At 51.7% G+C, this 18877-nt stretch carries 17 protein-coding genes and 4 tRNA genes; 19 read left to right on the top strand and 2 right to left on the bottom strand.

Features of this window, described 5'->3' with window-relative positions; translation table 11 throughout:
- Positions 1-54: 54 nt before the first annotated feature.
- Both CWI69_RS01125 and purF read left to right on the top strand, forming a co-directional pair.
- Positions 55-540, top strand: coding sequence for a CvpA family protein (locus CWI69_RS01125; protein ID WP_126761121.1), 486 nt, complete (start codon positions 55-57; stop codon positions 538-540).
- Between the two features lie 20 nt (positions 541-560).
- Entirely contained in the window at positions 561-2081 is a 1521-nt protein-coding gene (purF, locus tag CWI69_RS01130; RefSeq protein WP_126761123.1) for an amidophosphoribosyltransferase, read from the top strand.
- 69 nt (positions 2082-2150) lie between these two features.
- Here purF and astB read toward each other — a convergent pair whose 3' ends face one another.
- The gene (astB, locus tag CWI69_RS01135) at positions 2151-3497 is read right to left on the bottom strand and encodes an N-succinylarginine dihydrolase (RefSeq protein ID WP_241971011.1); all 1347 of its coding nucleotides are present in this window, start codon (positions 3495-3497) and stop codon (positions 2151-2153) included.
- Positions 3498-3732: 235 nt separating this feature from the next.
- Here astB and topA point away from each other — a divergent pair, with 235 nt between their 5' ends.
- The 11 genes from topA to CWI69_RS01190 all read left to right on the top strand — a co-directional run bounded on the left by topA (position 3733) and on the right by CWI69_RS01190 (position 14586).
- Complete coding sequence (topA, locus tag CWI69_RS01140; protein WP_126761127.1) at positions 3733-6366, top strand: type I DNA topoisomerase; 2634 nt, start codon at positions 3733-3735, stop codon at positions 6364-6366.
- A 110-nt stretch (positions 6367-6476) separates the two neighbouring features.
- A complete protein-coding gene (locus CWI69_RS01145) occupies positions 6477-6878 on the top strand; it encodes a hypothetical protein (RefSeq protein ID WP_126761129.1) in 402 nt (133 codons plus the stop codon).
- A complete protein-coding gene (locus CWI69_RS01150; protein ID WP_126761132.1) occupies positions 6875-8389 on the top strand; it encodes a hypothetical protein in 1515 nt (504 codons plus the stop codon). The genes CWI69_RS01145 and CWI69_RS01150 overlap by 4 nt, the downstream gene beginning before the upstream one ends.
- Positions 8386-9582 carry a hypothetical protein gene (locus tag CWI69_RS01155; protein ID WP_126761135.1) on the top strand — a complete coding sequence of 399 codons (1197 nt, stop codon included), beginning with the start codon at positions 8386-8388 and terminating at the stop codon, positions 9580-9582. Before CWI69_RS01150 ends, CWI69_RS01155 begins: the two co-directional genes overlap by 4 nt.
- Positions 9579-10034: a hypothetical protein gene (locus tag CWI69_RS01160; RefSeq protein WP_126761137.1), complete on the top strand. Its 456-nt coding sequence runs from the start codon at positions 9579-9581 to the stop codon at positions 10032-10034. Before CWI69_RS01155 ends, CWI69_RS01160 begins: the two co-directional genes overlap by 4 nt.
- 1 nt (position 10035) lies before the next feature.
- Positions 10036-11430, top strand: coding sequence for a GspE/PulE family protein (locus tag CWI69_RS01165; RefSeq protein WP_126761139.1), 1395 nt, complete (start codon positions 10036-10038; stop codon positions 11428-11430).
- Positions 11418-12455 carry a type II secretion system F family protein gene (locus CWI69_RS01170; protein ID WP_126761141.1) on the top strand — a complete coding sequence of 346 codons (1038 nt, stop codon included), beginning with the start codon at positions 11418-11420 and terminating at the stop codon, positions 12453-12455. The genes CWI69_RS01165 and CWI69_RS01170 overlap by 13 nt, the downstream gene beginning before the upstream one ends.
- A 36-nt stretch (positions 12456-12491) precedes the next feature.
- Positions 12492-12932 (top strand): type II secretion system protein, encoded by a 441-nt coding sequence (locus tag CWI69_RS01175; protein ID WP_126761143.1) that lies wholly within the window; start codon positions 12492-12494, stop codon positions 12930-12932.
- A gap of 12 nt (positions 12933-12944) precedes the next feature.
- Positions 12945-13187, top strand: a complete 243-nt coding sequence (locus CWI69_RS01180) for a hypothetical protein (RefSeq protein ID WP_126761145.1) — start codon at positions 12945-12947, stop codon at positions 13185-13187.
- Positions 13184-13906 carry a hypothetical protein gene (locus CWI69_RS01185; RefSeq protein WP_126761146.1) on the top strand — a complete coding sequence of 241 codons (723 nt, stop codon included), beginning with the start codon at positions 13184-13186 and terminating at the stop codon, positions 13904-13906. Before CWI69_RS01180 ends, CWI69_RS01185 begins: the two co-directional genes overlap by 4 nt.
- Complete coding sequence (locus CWI69_RS01190; protein ID WP_126761147.1) at positions 13903-14586, top strand: TadE/TadG family type IV pilus assembly protein; 684 nt, start codon at positions 13903-13905, stop codon at positions 14584-14586. Before CWI69_RS01185 ends, CWI69_RS01190 begins: the two co-directional genes overlap by 4 nt.
- Here the strand turns inward: CWI69_RS01190 and folD are convergent.
- Positions 14583-15443 (bottom strand): bifunctional methylenetetrahydrofolate dehydrogenase/methenyltetrahydrofolate cyclohydrolase FolD, encoded by an 861-nt coding sequence (gene folD, locus CWI69_RS01195; protein ID WP_126761149.1) that lies wholly within the window; start codon positions 15441-15443, stop codon positions 14583-14585. The two genes, CWI69_RS01190 and folD, sit on opposite strands and share 4 nt — an antisense overlap.
- Positions 15444-15697: 254 nt before the next feature.
- Between folD and CWI69_RS01200 the strand changes: the two genes are divergently transcribed.
- The 6 genes from CWI69_RS01200 to tig all read left to right on the top strand — a co-directional run bounded on the left by CWI69_RS01200 (position 15698) and on the right by tig (position 18792).
- Positions 15698-15774: transfer RNA gene (locus CWI69_RS01200), tRNA-Pro, on the top strand.
- 16 nt (positions 15775-15790) lie between these two features.
- Positions 15791-15867: transfer RNA gene (locus CWI69_RS01205), tRNA-Arg, on the top strand.
- Between the two features lie 29 nt (positions 15868-15896).
- A tRNA-His gene (locus tag CWI69_RS01210) sits at positions 15897-15972 on the top strand.
- 31 nt (positions 15973-16003) lie between these two features.
- Positions 16004-16080: transfer RNA gene (locus CWI69_RS01215), tRNA-Pro, on the top strand.
- A 169-nt stretch (positions 16081-16249) separates the two neighbouring features.
- Entirely contained in the window at positions 16250-17380 is a 1131-nt protein-coding gene (locus tag CWI69_RS01220) for a sensor domain-containing diguanylate cyclase (RefSeq protein ID WP_126761151.1), read from the top strand.
- A gap of 110 nt (positions 17381-17490) precedes the next feature.
- Positions 17491-18792 (top strand): trigger factor, encoded by a 1302-nt coding sequence (gene tig / locus CWI69_RS01225; protein ID WP_126761153.1) that lies wholly within the window; start codon positions 17491-17493, stop codon positions 18790-18792.
- Positions 18793-18877 lie beyond the last annotated feature (85 nt).

The raw sequence follows: 18877 nt of genomic DNA on the forward strand, positions 1-18877 counted from the left end.
CTTACTGATTTCTGGTAAACTTCGCGCGTCTTCAACAGCCTTGGGATAACCCTTATGGTCTGGATTGATTATGCCATTTTAATTGTAATTTCGCTGTCGACACTGGTCAGCCTGGTGCGCGGCTTCGTCAAAGAAGCCATGTCGCTTGCTGTCTGGGTGGCTGCGTTTTTTATCGCCAGCTGGTATTACCAAGATCTTGCCAGTTGGTTCACCCGTCTTGATGATCCTATGGTGCGTAACGCCGTTGCCGCGTTAGCACTCTTTGTTAGTACTCTTATTGTTGGCGCGGTAGTGAACTACGTCCTCGGTCAACTTGTCCATAGAACCGGATTGACAGGCACCGACCGTTTGCTCGGTGGAATTTTTGGTGCCTTGCGCGGAGTATTAATCGTTAGCGCTTTATTGTTCTTTATGGATAGTTTTACTGCACTGGCAGACGCTGAGTGGTGGCAACAATCCAGATTGATACCGCATTTCGGTATCTTCATCCAATGGTTTTTTGAGTATTTTGAGCAAACTTCAAGTTTTCTCCCCAACTAAGCAAATGAGGTTGTCGTAGCATGTGTGGCATTGTGGGTATAGTGGGTAAAGATCCGGTCAATCAGGCGTTGTATGATAGTCTGACGATGCTACAGCATCGCGGCCAAGACGCTGCCGGAGTAATGACCGTGCATAATAATACATTGCGTTTGCGTAAGGCCAACGGCTTAGTGCGCGATGTATTCCGTACACGGCACATGCACCGTTTGGCAGGCCGTATTGGTATCGGTCATGTGCGTTATCCAACTGCTGGTAGTTCCAGCTCAGCTGAGGCACAGCCGTTCTACGTGAATTCTCCCTTTGGCATTGCTATAGCGCACAATGGCAATCTGACCAATGCTGAGGAGTTGCAGGAGCAATTGTTTGCCAAGGCGCGTCGGCACATCAACACCACCTCAGATTCCGAGATATTACTGAACATCCTGGCCCATGAAGTTTATCAGCAACAGAGCTTAAAGCTTACCCCTGACGACGTGTTCGCCACAGTAAGTCGCGTGCATCGCCAGATCAAAGGTGCTTATGCTGTGGTGGCCATGATTATTGGGCACGGTATCGTCGCATTCCGCGACCCATGGGGCATTCGGCCGTTGGTGTTGGGGCAGCGTGAAACAGCAAATGGTAACGAGTACATCGTTGCTTCAGAAAGCGTTGCGATTGATGGTACCGGCTTTAAATATATGCGTGATGTTGAGCCAGGTGAAGCTATTTATATCACCGAAGAAGGTGAACTCTTCTCACGTCAGTGCGCGGATAATCCACAACACTGTCCGTGTATTTTTGAGTATGTTTATTTTGCCCGGCCAGACTCTTTTATCGACAAAATTTCAGTTTATGCGTCACGTGTAAATATGGGCCGTAAACTGGGTGAAAAGATCAAACGCGATTACGCCGATCTGGATATCGATGTGGTGATTCCGATCCCGGAAACCAGTTGTGATATCGCATTAGAGATGGCCAATGTGCTGGAGCTTCCTTACCGCCAGGGTTTTGTCAAAAATCGCTACATCGGGCGTACGTTTATCATGCCGGGACAAACGTTACGGCGCAAATCGGTACGTCGTAAGCTGAACGCCATTGGCGCAGAATTCCGCGGTAAGAATGTATTGCTGGTGGATGATTCCATCGTCCGTGGCACCACCTCAGAGCAAATTATTGAGATGGCCCGTGAAGCCGGTGCGAAAAAAGTTTACTTTGCTTCTGCCGCGCCAGAGATTCGCTTTCCCAACGTTTATGGTATCGATATGCCAAGTGCCAATGAGTTGATTGGTCATGGTCGCGAGGCGTCAGAAATCAACGCGTTAATTAAAGCGGATGGGCTTATCTATCAGGACTTATCCGATTTGATTGCTGCGGTACAGGAAGAAAACCCGTCAATTACCCAGTTTGAAACCTCAGTATTTAACGGTGAGTACATTACTGGCGATATCAATCAGGGTTATCTGGATCGCCTGGATGCAGCGCGAAATGATGTGGCACGAAGCAGTGAGAGCGACACCGAAGACGCGAATCTTGAAGTTCATAACGAAGATGATGAAGATTAAACAATTAGAGCGTTAGTCGTTATCAGATAGTGGATAGTAAAAAAAAGCCCGCGGTTGCGGGCTTTTTTTTTAGTCGATTTGAAAGGGATAGACGGAGCCGAGTTTGAGGATTTGGGTGAGCTCGTCAAGTGCTGAGCGTGACTCCTTCAGTAACTGTGGGTCGCGCAGGTCGTCAACACTGAGGGTTTCACGATAATGCTTATCAACCCATTGATTGAGTCGGGCGAATAAACGGTCGTTCATAATGACCGCAGGATTCACCGCGGCCAACTCGTCCTCATTCAATGCGACCCGCAGACGCAGACACGCTGGGCCGCCACCGTTGCGCATACTTTGTTTTACGTCAAAGTAGTGAACACGTTTAATTGGCGTGTCGCGTTGTACTAAGTCTTCCAGGTAGGCTGCTACACGCGGGTTTTCCTGACACTCGGTCGGTGCAATAATGGCCATAGTGCCGTCAGGCATGGTCAACAGCTGTGTGTTAAATAAGTAGGTCTGAACCGCATCGGCAACTGACACTTCACTGGTTTTCACAGCGATAAAGTGTATCTTTTCATCACCAAACTTTTGTTGAATTTCCGCCAGCTTGGCGTCGGTATCGAGAAATGCCTGCTCGTGATAAAACAGCACATTCTGGTTGCCCACTGCAATGACATCATTGTGAAACACACCCTGATCAATGACAGCGGGATTCTGCTGGATATAAACAGTGTTTTCATCACTTAACCCATGCAAGCGAGCGATCGCCTGAGAAGCCTCAAAGGTTTGCCGCGCTGGAAATTTTGTCGGTGCGGGCTTGCTGCTGTCAAAGGCATAGCGACCAAAAGTGAAAATCTCAACGCCGGCATGACCATAGTTGTTACACAAGCGAGTGTGGTTTGCTGCGCCTTCATCACCAAAATGTTCATTGTCCGGTAAGTGCGGGTGATGCTCAAAATAGCGGGAGTTAGCGAACATCGCCTGAAGAATCCGACTGCTGGTCATAGGTTCCAGCGAGCGATGAAATTTGTTGGTCAGGTTGGCTGAAGTGAAATGGACTTTGCCATCAGCTGTATCTGCGCCGGGCGAGACTGTTGCGGCATTGGCGGTCCACATACTTGAAGCGGAGCAGACTGCCTGATAAATCTGTGGTGCCTGCGTCGCTGCCTGCTGCAGTACTTCGCCATCAGTACCGTTAAACCCCAGTCGCCGTAAGGTAGCAATATCTGGCCGCTCATGGGGCGCAAAGACCCCCTGAACCATGCCCATATCGTGCAGGGCTTTCATTTTGGCCAGGCCTTGTTTGGCAGCCGAACGTGGACTCGAAGATGCTTTTGCATTGGAGAGTGACGCCACATTACCAAAAGATAATCCCGCGTAATTATGAGTGGGGCCGACTAAACCATCGAAGTTGACTTCAAAATGCTGAGCGCTCACGAATTCCTCCATTGCAGTTGCAAGCAAATTAACAACAGCTATTATACGCACATGTCGGCAGTTGTGTAAGCACTGATCTTGGCCAACGCCGCGCCATTCGAGGTGATCCGAGATACACTTGCATGGCTATAAGCATTTGACGAATTTTTATGAATTTTGCTCAGCATGGTTGTTTCGGCTGTGCATAAACGATATATCTAAAAAAGAACCCCATCATTAGGTTGCAAAAAGACGAATGGCAAAATCGCTAGTTATTGTCGAGTCGCCAGCCAAGGCGAAGACCATAAATAAATATTTAGGTAACGATTTCGTGGTGAAATCGAGTGTCGGTCATGTACGCGATCTTCCGACACGAGCGACAACTGAGGTTGCAAAAAAATCTCCGGCAGAAGTACGCAAAATGTCGCCGGAGAAGAAAGAGGCCTATCGGCAGCAACGTGAATTTCGCAAACTCGTGGCACGCATGGGTGTTGATCCTGAACACGGCTGGGACGCACAGTACGAAGTGTTACCAGGCAAAGAAAAAGTAGTGAATGAGCTACAAAAATTGGCCAGTAAGGCGGATGCCATCTATCTCGCAACGGATTTGGACCGCGAAGGGGAAGCTATTGCCTGGCATTTACGCGAACTTATCGGCGGTGACAGTGACAGATTCCGTCGGGTGGTGTTTAACGAAATCACCAAGAATGCAATTCAGGAAGCGTTTTCACAGCCAGCTCATTTGAATATCGATCGGGTAAATGCCCAACAGACCCGCCGCTTTCTCGATCGCGTGGTCGGCTTTATGGTATCACCACTGCTCTGGAAGAAGATTGCCCGCGGGCTGTCGGCAGGACGGGTACAATCCGTTGCAGTTCGCCTGGTAGTTGAACGCGAACGTGAAATTAAAGCCTTTGTACCAGAAGAGTACTGGGATATTTATGCCGACTTAAACACGGAACAAAAGCAGGACCTGCGCGTTCAGCTGGCAAAATATCTGGGTAAAACCTTTAAAGCAACAGACCAAGAGCAAGCGCAAAAAGCAGTTGATGCGCTGCAACGGGCAGATTTCAAAGTCCTGGACCGGGAAGACAAGCCGACCAGCAGCCGACCTTCTGCACCATTTATCACGTCGACGTTGCAGCAGGCAGCCAGTACACGCCTTGGTTTTGGCGTGAAGAAGACTATGATGCTTGCGCAACGCTTGTATGAAGCCGGTCACATTACCTACATGCGTACGGACTCGACTAACTTGAGCGGTGAAGCTGTGGCAAGTTGCCGCGATTATGTGACGAAGCAGTTTGGTAAGGAGTACTTGCCGGAAAAACCTAACGTCTACGGGGCAAAACAAAATGCTCAGGAAGCACACGAGGCTATCCGTCCGTCGAGTGTGAAGGTGAAGTCGGAACAGCTCAAAGATATGGAGCGCGACGCACAACGTTTATATGAGTTGATTTGGCGCCAGTTTGTGGCGTGTCAGATGACGCCTGCACGTTACGATGCCACAACCATTACTGTGGGTGCCGGCGACTATGAATTGAAGGCGCGCGGTCGGGTTATGCGTTTTGCGGGTTGGACTAAGGTGCAACCACCAGCGGGTTCGAAAAGTGCTGAAGATGCGACGCTGCCAGACGTTAAAAAAGGTGAGTCCCTGGCCTTGCAAAGCCTGGATCCACAACAGCACTTCACTAAGCCGCCAGCACGTTTCAGCGAAGCTTCGCTGGTAAAAGAGCTGGAAAAGCGCGGCATCGGCCGACCTTCAACTTATGCCTCGATCATTTCGACCATTCAGGATCGTGGGTATGTACGCGTCGACAATCGCCGGTTCTACGCAGAAAAAATGGGCGAAATCGTCAATGATCGCCTGGTGCAAAACTTTTCTCGTCTGCTTAATTACAATTTTACTGCGGAGATGGAACAGGCACTGGATGATATCGCTGAGGGCAAGCGCGACTGGAAAGAAACGCTTGATGCCTTTTACGCCGAGTTTTCGAAGAAGCTGGAACAAGCTGAAATGCCACCAGAAGAGGGAGGAATGCGCGGCAATGAGATGGTGCTGACGGATATTGACTGCCCGAAATGTGGACGGAAAATGGGCATTCGCACCGCGTCAACGGGCGTGTTCCTCGGCTGCTCAGGCTACGAACTTCCGGCGAAAGAACGCTGCACCCAGACCATTAATTTGCTGCCCGGCGAAGAAGCTGTCAAAGTCAGCGACGACGATGAAGCTGAAACAGAAGCTTTGCGGGCGAAAAAGCGTTGTCCGGAATGCGGTACAGCCATGGACAGTTACCTGATTGATAAAGAGCGTAAGCTACACGTCTGCGGTAACAATCCGGCCTGTCCGGGACAGCTGGTTGAATTTGGTGAGTTCAGAATTAAAGGTTATGACGGCCCGGTACTTGAATGTGACCGCTGTGGCAGTGATATGCAGCTGAAAACCGGACGCTTTGGTAAGTATTTCGATTGCACCAATGACGACTGTAAGAATACCCGTAAATTGTTGAAAAACGGGCAGCCGGCGCCACCAAAAGAAGATCCGGTACCTTTCCCTGAGCTCCCTTGCGAAGACTCCAATGCTTATTTCGTGCTACGCGATGGCGCTTCGGGTGTGTTCTTATCTGCCAACACCTTCCCCAAGTCGCGTGAGACGCGTGCGGTTAAGGTGGCTGAGCTTAAACGCTTTAAAGATCGGATCCCGAAAAAATTCCATTATCTCGCGGAAGCGCCGACCCAGGATAGTGCCGGCAATGATGCTATTGTTCGGTATAGCAGAAAACAGAAAGAACAGTACGTGATCACCGAAGAAAACGGTAAACCTACGGGCTGGCAGGCCTATTACCGTGATGGTGAGTGGGTCGAGAAGGAAACTAAAAAACGTAAGAAATAATTCGTTCAAAGTTGCGCTTTTGAACGCTTGTAGCACTTCACTCCAGCGACTAAAGTTGCTAGACATCGTCAAGGACGGCGATGCTTTTATGACACGGAGGTCGTATGCTTATGCAATCAACCTGGACACCTGTCCAATGGCGTTTCGTCGCAAGCAGCATCGTTTTAAGCTGCTTGTTGACGGCGCCAGTCGAGGCGCAACAAAGCTGTCAGCCGTTTGCGTTTGAAGCCAGTACACCCACATCAGAAACTCCACCTGCGGAGCGCGTTGAACTCAGTCTTACCGCTGGTTTATTGCGCCCGCAAATCGAAGATCTGTTACAACAACATTTTGCAATTCGCCAACTGGATTGGCGAGCCTCACCCCATTATCGCTGGTCGACCGACTATACCTTCACCGCAGCTAACTGGGAGACGGCGCTGGAACAGGTGTTGCGACCTTATCAACTGCAACTGACTCTCTATGCTAATCACTCAGCAGTGGTGAGCTCGGCCGCAGGAGCAACGCAATGAAGCTGCTTGCCATCGCTGGTCTGCTACTCAGTGTCGGGGTAACTGCGGGTTGCAGTAGCGCGCCGGGGAAAAGTCCGCTGCAGCAGCACAAAGCGCGGGCATTAGCAGAACTGGCAGCACTTGAATCTACGCCATTGCGTTCTTCTGCCGATGCGACCATTACCCGTTCAGCAGAGCTTTACGTGCCATTACCTGCTGCTGATCTTGCCAGCTTGCCGGATTGGTACACTAAGCCGATCAGGGTGGATGCTTCGGGAATTTCTTTTGCCGAACTACTTACCGATGTGTTCGCTGATCAGCCGGTAAGCCTGTGGTTTAGTCAGGCAGAATTGAAACAATTTCCGGTGAATCTGCGCTTTACCGGGAATCTGGGTGAGTTATTGCAGCGGCTGGCGGATCACACCGGTTGGCATTATGAAGTGGAAGCAAACAGGGTTAGCTGGAATCGCTGGCGCACAGCGGAATTCGATGTCGCTTTTATTGCTGGCGCAACGGAATTCTTTATGGGGAATAAGGAGCTGAAACAAAGTGGCCAACAGCAAAACATGGCGCCGGGCTCTACCCTTTCGGCTGCGGTGGCTGGTAGCGATCAATTCAGTAACTTCAGTGACTCTGCCACAAGCGTATGGCAGGACCTGGAACGGGCGTTGACAATGTTGTTGTCTGAGCAGGGGGAGCTCAGCATCAATCAAAGCTCAACCTCTGTGTTAGTCAAAGACCGCCCCCAGCATGTAACGCAGATAGAAAACTATTTGCGTCAGCAGAACGAGCGACTTACCCGGCAAGTCGCTATCGAAGTACAAATTATCGAAGTAAGTTTCAGTGATGATGACCAACTTGCTGTCGATTGGCAGGCATTGGCACAAACGGCTGGCGGCAATGCGGTGCTGGGACTTGGTAGTGGAGCACTCGGTGAGCTCAGTGGTGAATTGGGCGGACAGTTGTTCTGGCAGCGTCAAAGTGGACGCACTGCGGGCTCAGAACTCTTTATTGAGGCGTTGCAGCAACAAGGTTTGGTGCGCATAAATAATCAGCCGCGGTTGCTGAGCTTAAATAATCAGGTGGCGAAAATCGCACTGCAGGATAACGCCACCTACCTGGCTGCCGCTAGCACCACCAGCACGGTGAATGTCGGGGCGACGACAAATCTACAGCCAGGATTGGTGACGACAGGGTTTGAGCTCTATGTTTTGCCCAGTATTCGTGACAACGAAGTCATTTTGCAGCTCTCCACCGAATTGTCTGACTTGCTGCGGATTGATGAGGTTCGCTCAGGCGAGCAGCTTATTCAGACACCCCACACCAACCGTAAACAGTTCTTTATGCAGGCTGTGGTGGGCGATGGGCAAACACTTCTGCTCTCCGGTTTACGTAACGATCGTCAGCAACTTACTGAGCAAAAAAGCTGGCTAAGTTTCCTACTGGGCGGAAAGCAACTGCAGCAACAACAGCAAAGTGAAACCTTAGTATTGTTAACGCCCACCATTGTTAGTCGTGGAGTAAAACCATGAGTGACTTCTGGCTGGTAAATGGATGGCGTCAACAAAGTCGTGCCACACGAGACATCGATCTTTATCTGCGGCAGGCGCGCGAGCGGGGTTTCCAGAATTATGCCCTGACACGGCAAGGCAAGTGGTACTGGTTGGTATGTAGTGCTGACACAACTCTGAGCCAGCAGTTCGATTTGGCTCTTACCGTCCGCCGTACCTTTGCCAAATTGTATCAGGGTATTTACCTGGCGCTCTGGCAGGGACAAATCGTTTGCGTGGCGTGGCAGGGGCAACGTTTACAGCATTGTGTTGCCTGTCAGCACGATGCTGACGGGCTGCATCATCTTGAATTACTGCTGCAACGCGTCTCTGATAATGGTAATGGTCGGCCCTCGGCACTGCTGGCAAAGTCATTACCAGAAGAGGTGGTACGCTTATGTGAACAGCATCTTTGTCAGTGGCGCTTGTTATTTGAACAATGCACCATGAAAGAGCTGCAACCGACGAAAGCTGCAAAATTAAAATCAATACAGCAGGCGCCGCCATGGCAGCAACGACAGCGTGTTTTTGCATTGAGCCTGGTGTTGATGTTAGCTGCGGCAGCAATAGGTTGGTATGCGTGGCCGGGGAGTGCGACGCATGTGACAACGGGGGCGCCGGTCGCGCGGAAGTTGAACCCGCCGGCAGGGGTTGCTGTTGATCTGCTGCACGAGCTGCCACAGTTACTGGCCGGTTTTCAGCATCTCGCCGGGTGGCAATGGCGATCGACGCAGTTACAGGGCAATCAGTTGCAAGCGATCCTGGTGCCAGGTTACGGGCGAACTGAGGAGCTACCGGTGCAGCTGCCGGCAGGCTGGGAAATGCACGTTCAGGGGCAGCAAGTGCGCTTAACCCATGCGCGAGAGAGTCAGCTGTTAGCTGCAGACCTGCCCGTTGAGAAGTTAAGCTGGCTTGACGACAGTCACCGTTATTTCCCCTCGTTAAACATTCAAGCCGGCGCACCGGGTCAGGACGTTAACTATCAATGGCAGCAGTGGCAGCTGCGCTTGCCGGCCACTGATCTGACCGAGTTAACCCGTCTGGCAGCATTACTGCAGCAACGCAATCTACGCATTACCGGTCTGCGGCTACAAAATGGCAGTCGCTTGCAGGCGGAACTGACGGTTCGTTTGTATCAACTTTTACCTATTTCGCAGGGAGAGAGTACCTCATGATTGGATTCAGCATCTGGTTACTGGTGTTTAGCGAAACAGTGGTGACTCCAGCGGTTGTAGCACCGCCACCATTACATGAACAGCTACGCCATGTGAGCGAACTACGCAACGAGGAGCTCGCGGAGTTAAGGGCAGCGGCACAAGTCAGGAAATTGCAACATGAGTTAAAAGTGGCGCAGTTACGTAGACAAATATCAGCTTTGGATGAGCCCAACCGGGCTCCGGAGTCCGCTTTACCCGTCCCGGAGCATCCGCTAGCGGCGCTGGAGTTACTCAGTGTGGTACGTAGTGGGGAGCAGGTACGCATTTGGCTGCAGCGGGCGCAGCAGCGCTTTAGTGTGCAGCCAAATGACGCCAATGCTTACGATTTAGAGGTAAAGCTACAACACAACCGTCTGACTCTGGCTCAGGGCCAGCATCAGCGCACTTTTTACTTAGAGGGGGAGTGGTAATATGCGCTACATCACCCCGGCAGAGTGGCAGGATGCGGAAGCTGATCAGCAGTACTTACGTGAATGCCTCAGTTTAACCGAGCGTCAACAGGCAACCGATACTGCAGTTGTCGTCACCACGGATGGTTGTCTGATTGCGACCCCAAACGCCTGGCAGGTGGCATCCCTTGAATTGCTCAATTTTCGCTTAGAACTACAGGCGCGGCAGCAATTTCGCACCAGTTTGCTTGCCGAAGCGCGGGACGTGCGAAGCTTTCTTCATGATGCTGAAGCGTTACAGGAACAACAACGGCAACAACCCGGCGATACCAGATTTGACCGTACCCGGGCGCAGCTGGCGCTGGAAGATTTGGTTACCCAGGCATTAATACTTGGTGCCTCGGATATCCACTTAGTGTTTGACCCGCAACGCGCAACTTTGGCCTTTCGGGTTCATGGTCGCATGGTAGGGCATATCGAGCGGCCCCGGGAAACCCTCGCCGCAGCGATTGCCGCGGCGTTGAACACAAGTTCAGATGATTTCCGCGAGCTATTTGATGAGCAGCGTTTATCGAGTGCCAGTATCAATGTGGTGGTGGTACATGAGGGGACGCCGCAACGTTTAAGGTTGCGGGTGCAAAAGTCGCCTACCCGTAATGGCTTTGCGGTCACCATGCGGGTGCAACTGGAACGCCAGGCAATTCAACGCTTTGAGCAATTAGGTGTGCCTTCAGACCTGATCGCCAAACTACGCCTGGCGCTTGAACAGCCGACCGGGCTGCTTATCGTTGCCGGACCTACCGGGCAGGGAAAAACCACCAGTCTGGCGGCACTTAACCTGATGATCCCGCCAGACCATAAAATAATTTCGCTGGAGGACCCCATCGAAATTATCCAGCCCCATATTGAGCAAAAACCAGTGGCGGCGGATCATCCGGAACTGAACTTTGCCAACATGGTGAAAGTCGCTTTGCGAGAAGATCCAGACGTTATCTCTATCAGCGAAATTCGCGACATCAAGACCGCTCAAGCGGCGTATACGGCAGCGCTGACCGGCCATCTGGTCACCGCCACTTTACATGCCCATGATTGTTTTGGGGTACTGCAGCGGCTCAATGACCTGGGCTTAAGCAATGCTGTATTGGCGCAACCTGGGGTGCTGTGCGGCATTTTGGCGCAACGCTTAATGAAACAGGACTGTTCGGTATGCCATGGCGAAGTGCCGGTGCATGGCTGTTCTCATTGCCAGAGCACTGGCGTTGGCGCGCGCCGTTTTGTCGCTGAATATCTGCCGCCTTCAGCAGACTTACTCCGCGCATTGCGTAACGGGCAGCTGGAGGCGTATCGGGAACAACTTGTTGCGGCGGGCTGGCAACCACTTGCGGCGCAGCAGCAGGAGGCCTTATGCAGCGTCTGAAAGCGTCATTAAGCCGGTCGAGTCAGTTGGCATTATTAGAAGACATCGCCTTAGCAGTTGGCGACGGTCTCTCGGCGGCGCAAGCTTGTCAGGAATTGCAGCAACATGCCCAACAGCAGGGATTGAAGCGTGAAGGCGAGGCGGTTGGTGCCATGCAGGGCGCGGTGTTTCGCGGCGTGCCTATGGCGACCGCCATGCGTGACTGGTTCGCCAACGATTTGTGTATGTTGGTCAGTATCGGTGAACGCAGTGGCTTGCTCGATCAGCTGATCGCTGCCCAGCGACAATTTGAATTGCAGCGTGCTGCAGCCATTCAAGGCTTCTGGCGGCCCCTTATTTATCCTCTGATTATGGTCGTAATTACAATGTTCGCGTGCTACGCCGTGGGCCAGAAGGTGATGCCAAAGCTAGCCGATGGTCTGGCTGAACTGCATTGGCCATTATTGAGTCAATACTTGCTGACGCTTAGCGGTGGGCCCTGGTTAGCTATAATCGGTGCGCTGTTGCTGGCCGTCATCTTTAGTTGCTGGGGGCCTTACCCGGCAATTGATTTCCGCTTTCGCTGTTGGCGCTGGTGCGCGAAGCGCGGGGCCTTTGTGATTCGCCGGTATTTCGATGGCGTATTGTTATTGCAATCACTTACGGTATTACTCAGAGCTGGGACACGGCTCGATCGAGCGTTACAGGCGATGCAGGAATTTGGTGCCGGCTCCCTGGCTTATGCTCTGCCCGAATTACGACAACGCCTCGCACGGGGTGAACGTCAACTGGTGGCGATTCTCGATTGCGGATTATTGTCACCGCGCATGTTGTTCCGGCTCAGTAATGGCAGCCGAAATGCGACCGAGCATGGCACCTTGCAACGGGTTGCGAGTTACGCTGCTGCAGATGCAGTGGCGGCATTGCAACGCTTGCGAGTGGCCATTCAAATCAGTTGCTACGCACTGATATTAGCGTTGCTGGTACTCACCGTTGGCGGTATGGGCGCAATGCTCATGGCGGTGACCCAGCAGCATGTAGGTTAACACGTGAAAATTTTACTAAAACATGGAGTGTTTAAAATGAAAAATCAGCAGGGTTTTACTTTTATTGAGGTTCTGACGGTACTGGGAATTATTGCTCTGGCCACCATAGGTACCTTGGCAGTGCGCGACTGGGCAGTTGGCAACTCCCGGGTAAGTGAAGCGAAGAATCAGATCATTACAGTGCAGGCTGGAGCCCAACTTTGGCGTCCGCGGAGCGGCGATTTCACTGGCATTACTATGGCATCGATGTCTGGCATCGCAGCGGTACCTGAAGTCTGGGGTGATGGCACAGGTGTCAACCCATGGGGCGGGGCCATTAATGTCGAGGCCGATTTGAGTGATACCAGTCGCTACGTGGTGACCTTGTCGGGAATTGCCCAGGACGGCGAGGGTGCGCGTCTGGCTCGTGACTTCACCGATTACACCGTCGACAGTACCTACAGCGCCGGCACCCTGACCCTGCGCTTTCAGGGCTAGGGAGAACTATAGATGCGAAGCAACCCCGGAGCCAGTAAAGCAGGCGGCTACCTGATTCTGGAGTGGGTCATTGCCATCAGTTGTCTGGCGGGGTTTGCTTTGCTGGTATTAAGTCTGTTGCAACTGCGTGAACCATTAATTGCCCGGCAACATCAGCAGCGCGAGCAGTTGCAGCAGAATTATCAGCAGCAACAACAGTTGTTGCAGACAGCGGACCAACGTTGGCTACTGGAAATGCAACGAGGACAGTTATGAACCACCGTTACGGTTATATTTTATTTGAGCTGGTTGTCGCTCTCAGTTTACTGGCGGGCCTGATGTTGATGAGTCAGCAATGGTTTGCACGGCAGCAGGCCGTAGCTGAACGAAGCAGCTGGGAGGTCGAGGCACAATCATTTATCACTGCAATTGAACGCTTTTGGCTGAGCGAACGCCGCGTGCCGAGCCCGTTAAGCGAATTAGTAACTAAGGGTTATATCGCCGATATATGGCGTCCATGGGGTGCACCCTGGCAGCTGGAAGCTCAGAATAATCTGCTCCGTTTACAAACTCAGGCACCGACGGTTGGTGACGCGAATTGGCTGGCGCGGCAAGTAGCGGGTGCCAGCACCACCGCCGATAACCAAGTGCAACTCCACATCTGGCAGCCCATCGGCCTGGCGCTGCGCGAACGCTATTTACACCGGGTTGCCGATCCGCTGGCACCAGAGTACAGCGCTATGGCGTCAGATCTTGACATGAACGGTTTCAATATCAGGAACGTCGCAACCCTGCATACCCGCTATCTGCTCGGAACTCAGGCCACCATAGAGCAGGCGGAACTGGCCAATCTGCGGAGCACAGAGGTAGACACAACCCGTTTCAGTGCCGACGAGGCGATCATTGCCGGCTACGATGTCGGCGCGGTTATTCAGCGGTTACAGCTGCTGGAGCAAAAGTGGCAGGCCTGTCGGGCTCAGGGTGGCTGTCAATGAAACAGAACGGGCAGGCAGTGGTGGAGACATTAATTGTCTTGCCGGTGGTTCTGCTTACACTGTTGCTGGTGGTCCAACTGCTGTGGCTGGTGTTCGCAAGCGCGACCTTTCGTGTCGCAGTAAGTTACAGTTTGCGGGCGGGAAGTATCAATCATGGTTCACTGGCGGCGATGGAACGCACACTTGTTGCCGGTATGGCGAGTTTGCAACCGGCGGTGCCGGCGACAGAGTCTGGTGATGAACCCAGTAAATCAGAGCTACAAGGTGTGCAGCTGAAAGTCACGGCACAGCAATGGCTGCATTACCAACTGAGCGGTAAAATCCAGGTGCATCAGCCTAGTTCGGAGATACTGAACTCAGAAGCGGAACGGCGCTACGACCTGGTTAGCGGTACCTGGATAAATGAACTGGCTGTTGATCATGCTCTGGTGCGGATGCAAACAGAAGATCCCGAACGCTGGCAACAACAACGCCAGCTGGAGATTGAAGTTTGGTGGTGTTTGCCGCTCGAAGTACCGCTCGCTGCGCAACTACTGACAGAACTGCGGCAGTGGTGGACGTCCGCTGCGCAAGCGCATTGTCGCTTGCGAGAAGAAGTGGTGGGGCGCCCCTTATGGGCTTTGCAGCAACGCTTGAGTACACCGCTGCAAAGTGGCTACCGTGAGGGGCTTAATGATTAAGCCGGCGCGTGCCAGGTATCACAGGCCTGCAAGGTATTTTCCATTAGGGTTGCTACGGTCATTGGGCCTACACCACCGGGCACCGGGGTAATATAACTCGCACGCTCTGCGGCCGCACCGAACTCGACGTCACCGACGAGTTTGCCGTCGGCACTGCGGTTAATACCCACATCAATCACCACTGCGCCGGGTTTGACCCAGGCGCCGGGAATAAAGTTAGCCTTACCTACCGCCACGACCAACACGTCGGCACGACCGATGTGTTCTTTTAAGTCACGGGTAAAACGATGACAGACAGTGGTCGTTGCACCGCCGAGCAGCAGTTCCAGACTCATAGGCCGACCAACGATATTTGAGGCGCCAACCACTACGGCATTGAGGCCATGTAAGTCGAGTCCGATCGAGTCAAACAGGGTCATTACACCGCGCGGTGTGCAAGGTCGCAAAGCAGGATTACGTTGCGCCAGGCGGCCCATATTGAAGGGATGGAAGCCGTCGACATCTTTAAAGGGATCGATGCGTTCCAGTAAAGCCTGTGCATCGAGATTCGCGGGCAGCGGCAGTTGTACCAAAATACCATCAACGCTGGCATCGGCATTGAGATCATCGATCAACGCCAGCAATTCTGCTTGCGTGGTACTGGCCGGCAAGTCATAAGATTTTGAGGTGAAGCCGACTTCTTCGCAAGCGCGACGTTTACTGCCGACATAAACTTCGGATGCCGGATCGTCGCCGACCAGGATGACCGCTAATCCAGGCGCGCGTAAGCCTAGTTGTATGCGTTGCTGCACACGTTCTCGAACCTGATTACGAACCTGTTGAGCGACTTTTTTTCCGTCAATAAATTGCGCGGTCATGCTATTCCTCAAAAGCTAACTAAAATGAAGGTCTGCGTGGCTGTATATTTTTGCATGTTTCGGTGGCTGAGTGTAGTTAAGTTTACGCCACACTGTTGCTAAGCCGATGGAGTGATGACGAATTAACCGGCGAATTGTTGTAAAATCCAGCAGTCAGCTGATTTGGCCAAAAAAATGTTTGACGCTGCCATAACCAGCAGGTAATATTCGCCCCCGTTGTCAGGCCGCGTCCTGCACGGGTTTTAAAAAAATGTCGGCGAGTAGCGCAGCTTGGTAGCGCACTTGTTTTGGGTACAAGGGGTCGCTGGTTCGAATCCAGTCTCGCCGACCATTTTTACTAGTAGCATGCGCCCGTAGCTCAGTTGGATAGAGCAACGGCCTTCTAAGCCGTGGGTCGCAGGTTCGAATCCTGCCGGGTGCGCCAATTAGCCCTGGCATGACACAAAATTAGTGGTGGCTGTAGCTCAGTTGGTAGAGCCCCGGATTGTGATTCCGGTGGTCGTGGGTTCGAATCCCATCAGCCACCCCATTTTCTGAAATTCCCCAAAAGTATATACGTTCGGCGAGTAGCGCAGCTTGGTAGCGCACTTGTTTTGGGTACAAGGGGTCGCTGGTTCGAATCCAGTCTCGCCGACCATCTGTATACACCGATTAAATCTGCCTTCACCCAGGTTGAAAGTTCATGCAACTTAGCGCATATTGTTTAACGTTTTGTTAAATAATTCGTCTGCGCTACGGAATTGCCTGATAGCCAGTCTAATTTCTCTGTTTGGTCATTTAGCTCACTAAAACAATAAGTAACCGCTATGGCTCAAAATTCTGAAAACTCGTCTGCCCCTGCGCATCCGCCATCGTCGGAAGCGTTCGCTTACCTCATTTCTGAGTTGAGTACCCACCTGATTAATGCCGCGCCTGATGAAGCTGAAGTCCATATTGAACGAGCGCTTGCCGCCCTGGGTAGCAATGACCGTAAAGATCGTTGTTATGTTTTTCTGTTTGATGATGATTACAAGCATATGAGTAATACCCATGAATGGGTGAATCGCGGTATCAGTGCTCACAAAGACGAGCTGCAAAATGTCCCGGTAGAAGCTATGCCATGGTTTTTTACCAGTATGCGCGCGGATGGGCATGTCGTGGTTCCGTCTGCCGATCAGTTGCCTGAGGTTGCCGGTGGCTTTAAGGATGAACTCTTACGCGAGCACATTCAGTCGATGATGGCCGTTGGTATGTATCTGGAAGGCAGACTTATCGGCTTTGTCGGTTGTGATCTGGTCAAGCGTTCGTGCAACTGGACCGAACAAGACGTGCGGCAAATGCAACTGGTAGCCGATATGATCACCAACACACTGGCGCGGCATCGCGCCGAATCAAAACTGCATCAGGTGCAGTGTGAACTGCGGGCGGCGAATGAGCGATTGGCTCAGCTGGCCAACGAAGACGGCTTGACCGGCCTGCTTAATCGCCGTGGGCTCGATGTCGCGCTTGATTATGAATTACGCCGCATGCAGCGCAAGCAACAACAATTAAGTGTCCTGATGGTTGATATCGATCACTTTAAAGCGCTGAATGACAGTCGCGGTCATCTGGCTGGAGATGCAGCTTTGCAACGCGTGGCAGACGAACTGAAAAACGCCTTCAAACGCAGCGGTGAAGTGGTGACGCGATTTGGCGGTGATGAATTTCTAATTATTTGCCCGACTATGAATGAAGAAGAGGCCGAACAACGCGCTGCGGCATTAGTGGAGACTATCGGCAACGGCAAAGGACATGCGCAAATTACCATAAGCGTGGGTGTTGTGAGTTTTATCCCATCGCCTGACACAACCCAGGATGAAGTGATGCGACGGGTGGACAGGGCTGTCTATGAAGCCAAACATCGCGGACGGAACTGCTACGTTCTGCTACCCTACAACGAACTTCAGGCAAAAAGATAAGCCGCACTACTCGACTCTGCGAGCCGCCTTCGCTATAATGCTGCGTCATTTTCAAGAGCCCCAACAGTTGGTGGGCTCAAGGCCAATAGTGAAGCCGAGGTAAGAAAGCAATGCAGGTTTCTGTAGAGACAACCCAAGGATTAGAACGCCGCGCCACCATTACTGTGCCAGCGGCAACCATCGACGAGAAAGTCAAAGAGCTTTTGAAGAGCGAGTACCGTAACCGCCGTATCAACGGTTTCCGTCAAGGAAAGGTACCACCGAATGTATTGCAAAAGCTGTTCGGCAACGAAGCTCGCGCCCGCGCTGCCCAGGAACTGATGCAGAGCAAATATTTTGAAGCGATTATGCAGGAAAAAATTAACCCTGCAGGTCCTCCTTCGATCGAACCCAAAGTAAATGAACCAGGTAAAGACCTTGAGTTTGTTGCTACCTTTGAAGTTTATCCGGAAGTTGCGGTGCAAGGCTTAGATAAAATCGAAGTCGAAAAACCAGACGTTACTGTGACGGATAAAGATGTCGATAACATGCTGGATACCTTGCGCAAGCAACACGCCTCATGGAAAGAAGTAAAGCGTAAGTCGAAGAAAGGTGACCGCATCACTATCGACTTTACCGGTCGTATCGACGGTGAAGAATTCGATGGTGGTAAAGCACAGGACTTCGCTTTAGAACTTGGCCAGGGTCGTATGATTCCAGGTTTCGAAGACGACATCATCGGCATGAAAACCGGTGAAGAGAAGACCATCGAAGTAACTTTCCCGGAAGATTATCACGCAGAAAATCTGAAAGGTAAGAAAGCTGAGTTTGATATCGTCGCGAAAAAAGTTGAAGAGCAAGTGTTACCAGAGCTTAACGATGAGTTTGTGGCGACGTTCGGTGTTACCGAAGGCGGCGTTGACGCACTGAAAGCTGAAGTTCGCAAGAATATGGAACGCGAACTGAAAAACACCGTGCAAAGCAAGGTGAAAGAGCAAGTGCTGAAAGGTTTGGTCGAGAACAACGACGTTGACTTACCAAGCGCAATGGTAAAACAGGAAATCGATGGTTTGCGTCGTCAGGCGATGCAGCGTTTTGGCGATAACCAGGCGCAAATGCCTGAGTTACCAGCTAACTTGTTCGAAGAACAGGCGAAAGAACGCGTTAAAGTCGGCTTATTGTTGGGTGAAGTTATCCGCACCAATGATATTAAAGTTGACGATGCCAAAGTTGACGAGATCATTGCCAATAACGCTTCTGCTTATGAAGATCCGGAAGAAGTTGTTGCCTACTACAAAGGTAACGAAGAGCTGTTGCAACAAGTACGCAATGTTGCGCTCGAAGAGCAGGCAGTTGACTTCATTATCGACAAAGCAAAAGTTTCGGCGAAGAAAACCAGCTTTGATGAGCTGATGAACCCGAAACAGAAGTAAGTTTGCTGATTCCTGACGCTAAGCGTTGACGGAGTCACTCGCAACTTGGTTTAATGGCTCGTATAGTCTTATACGAGCCATTTTT

This window comes from Pseudidiomarina halophila (genome assembly GCF_003987215.1).
Lineage (GTDB): Bacteria > Pseudomonadota > Gammaproteobacteria > Enterobacterales > Alteromonadaceae > Pseudidiomarina > Pseudidiomarina halophila.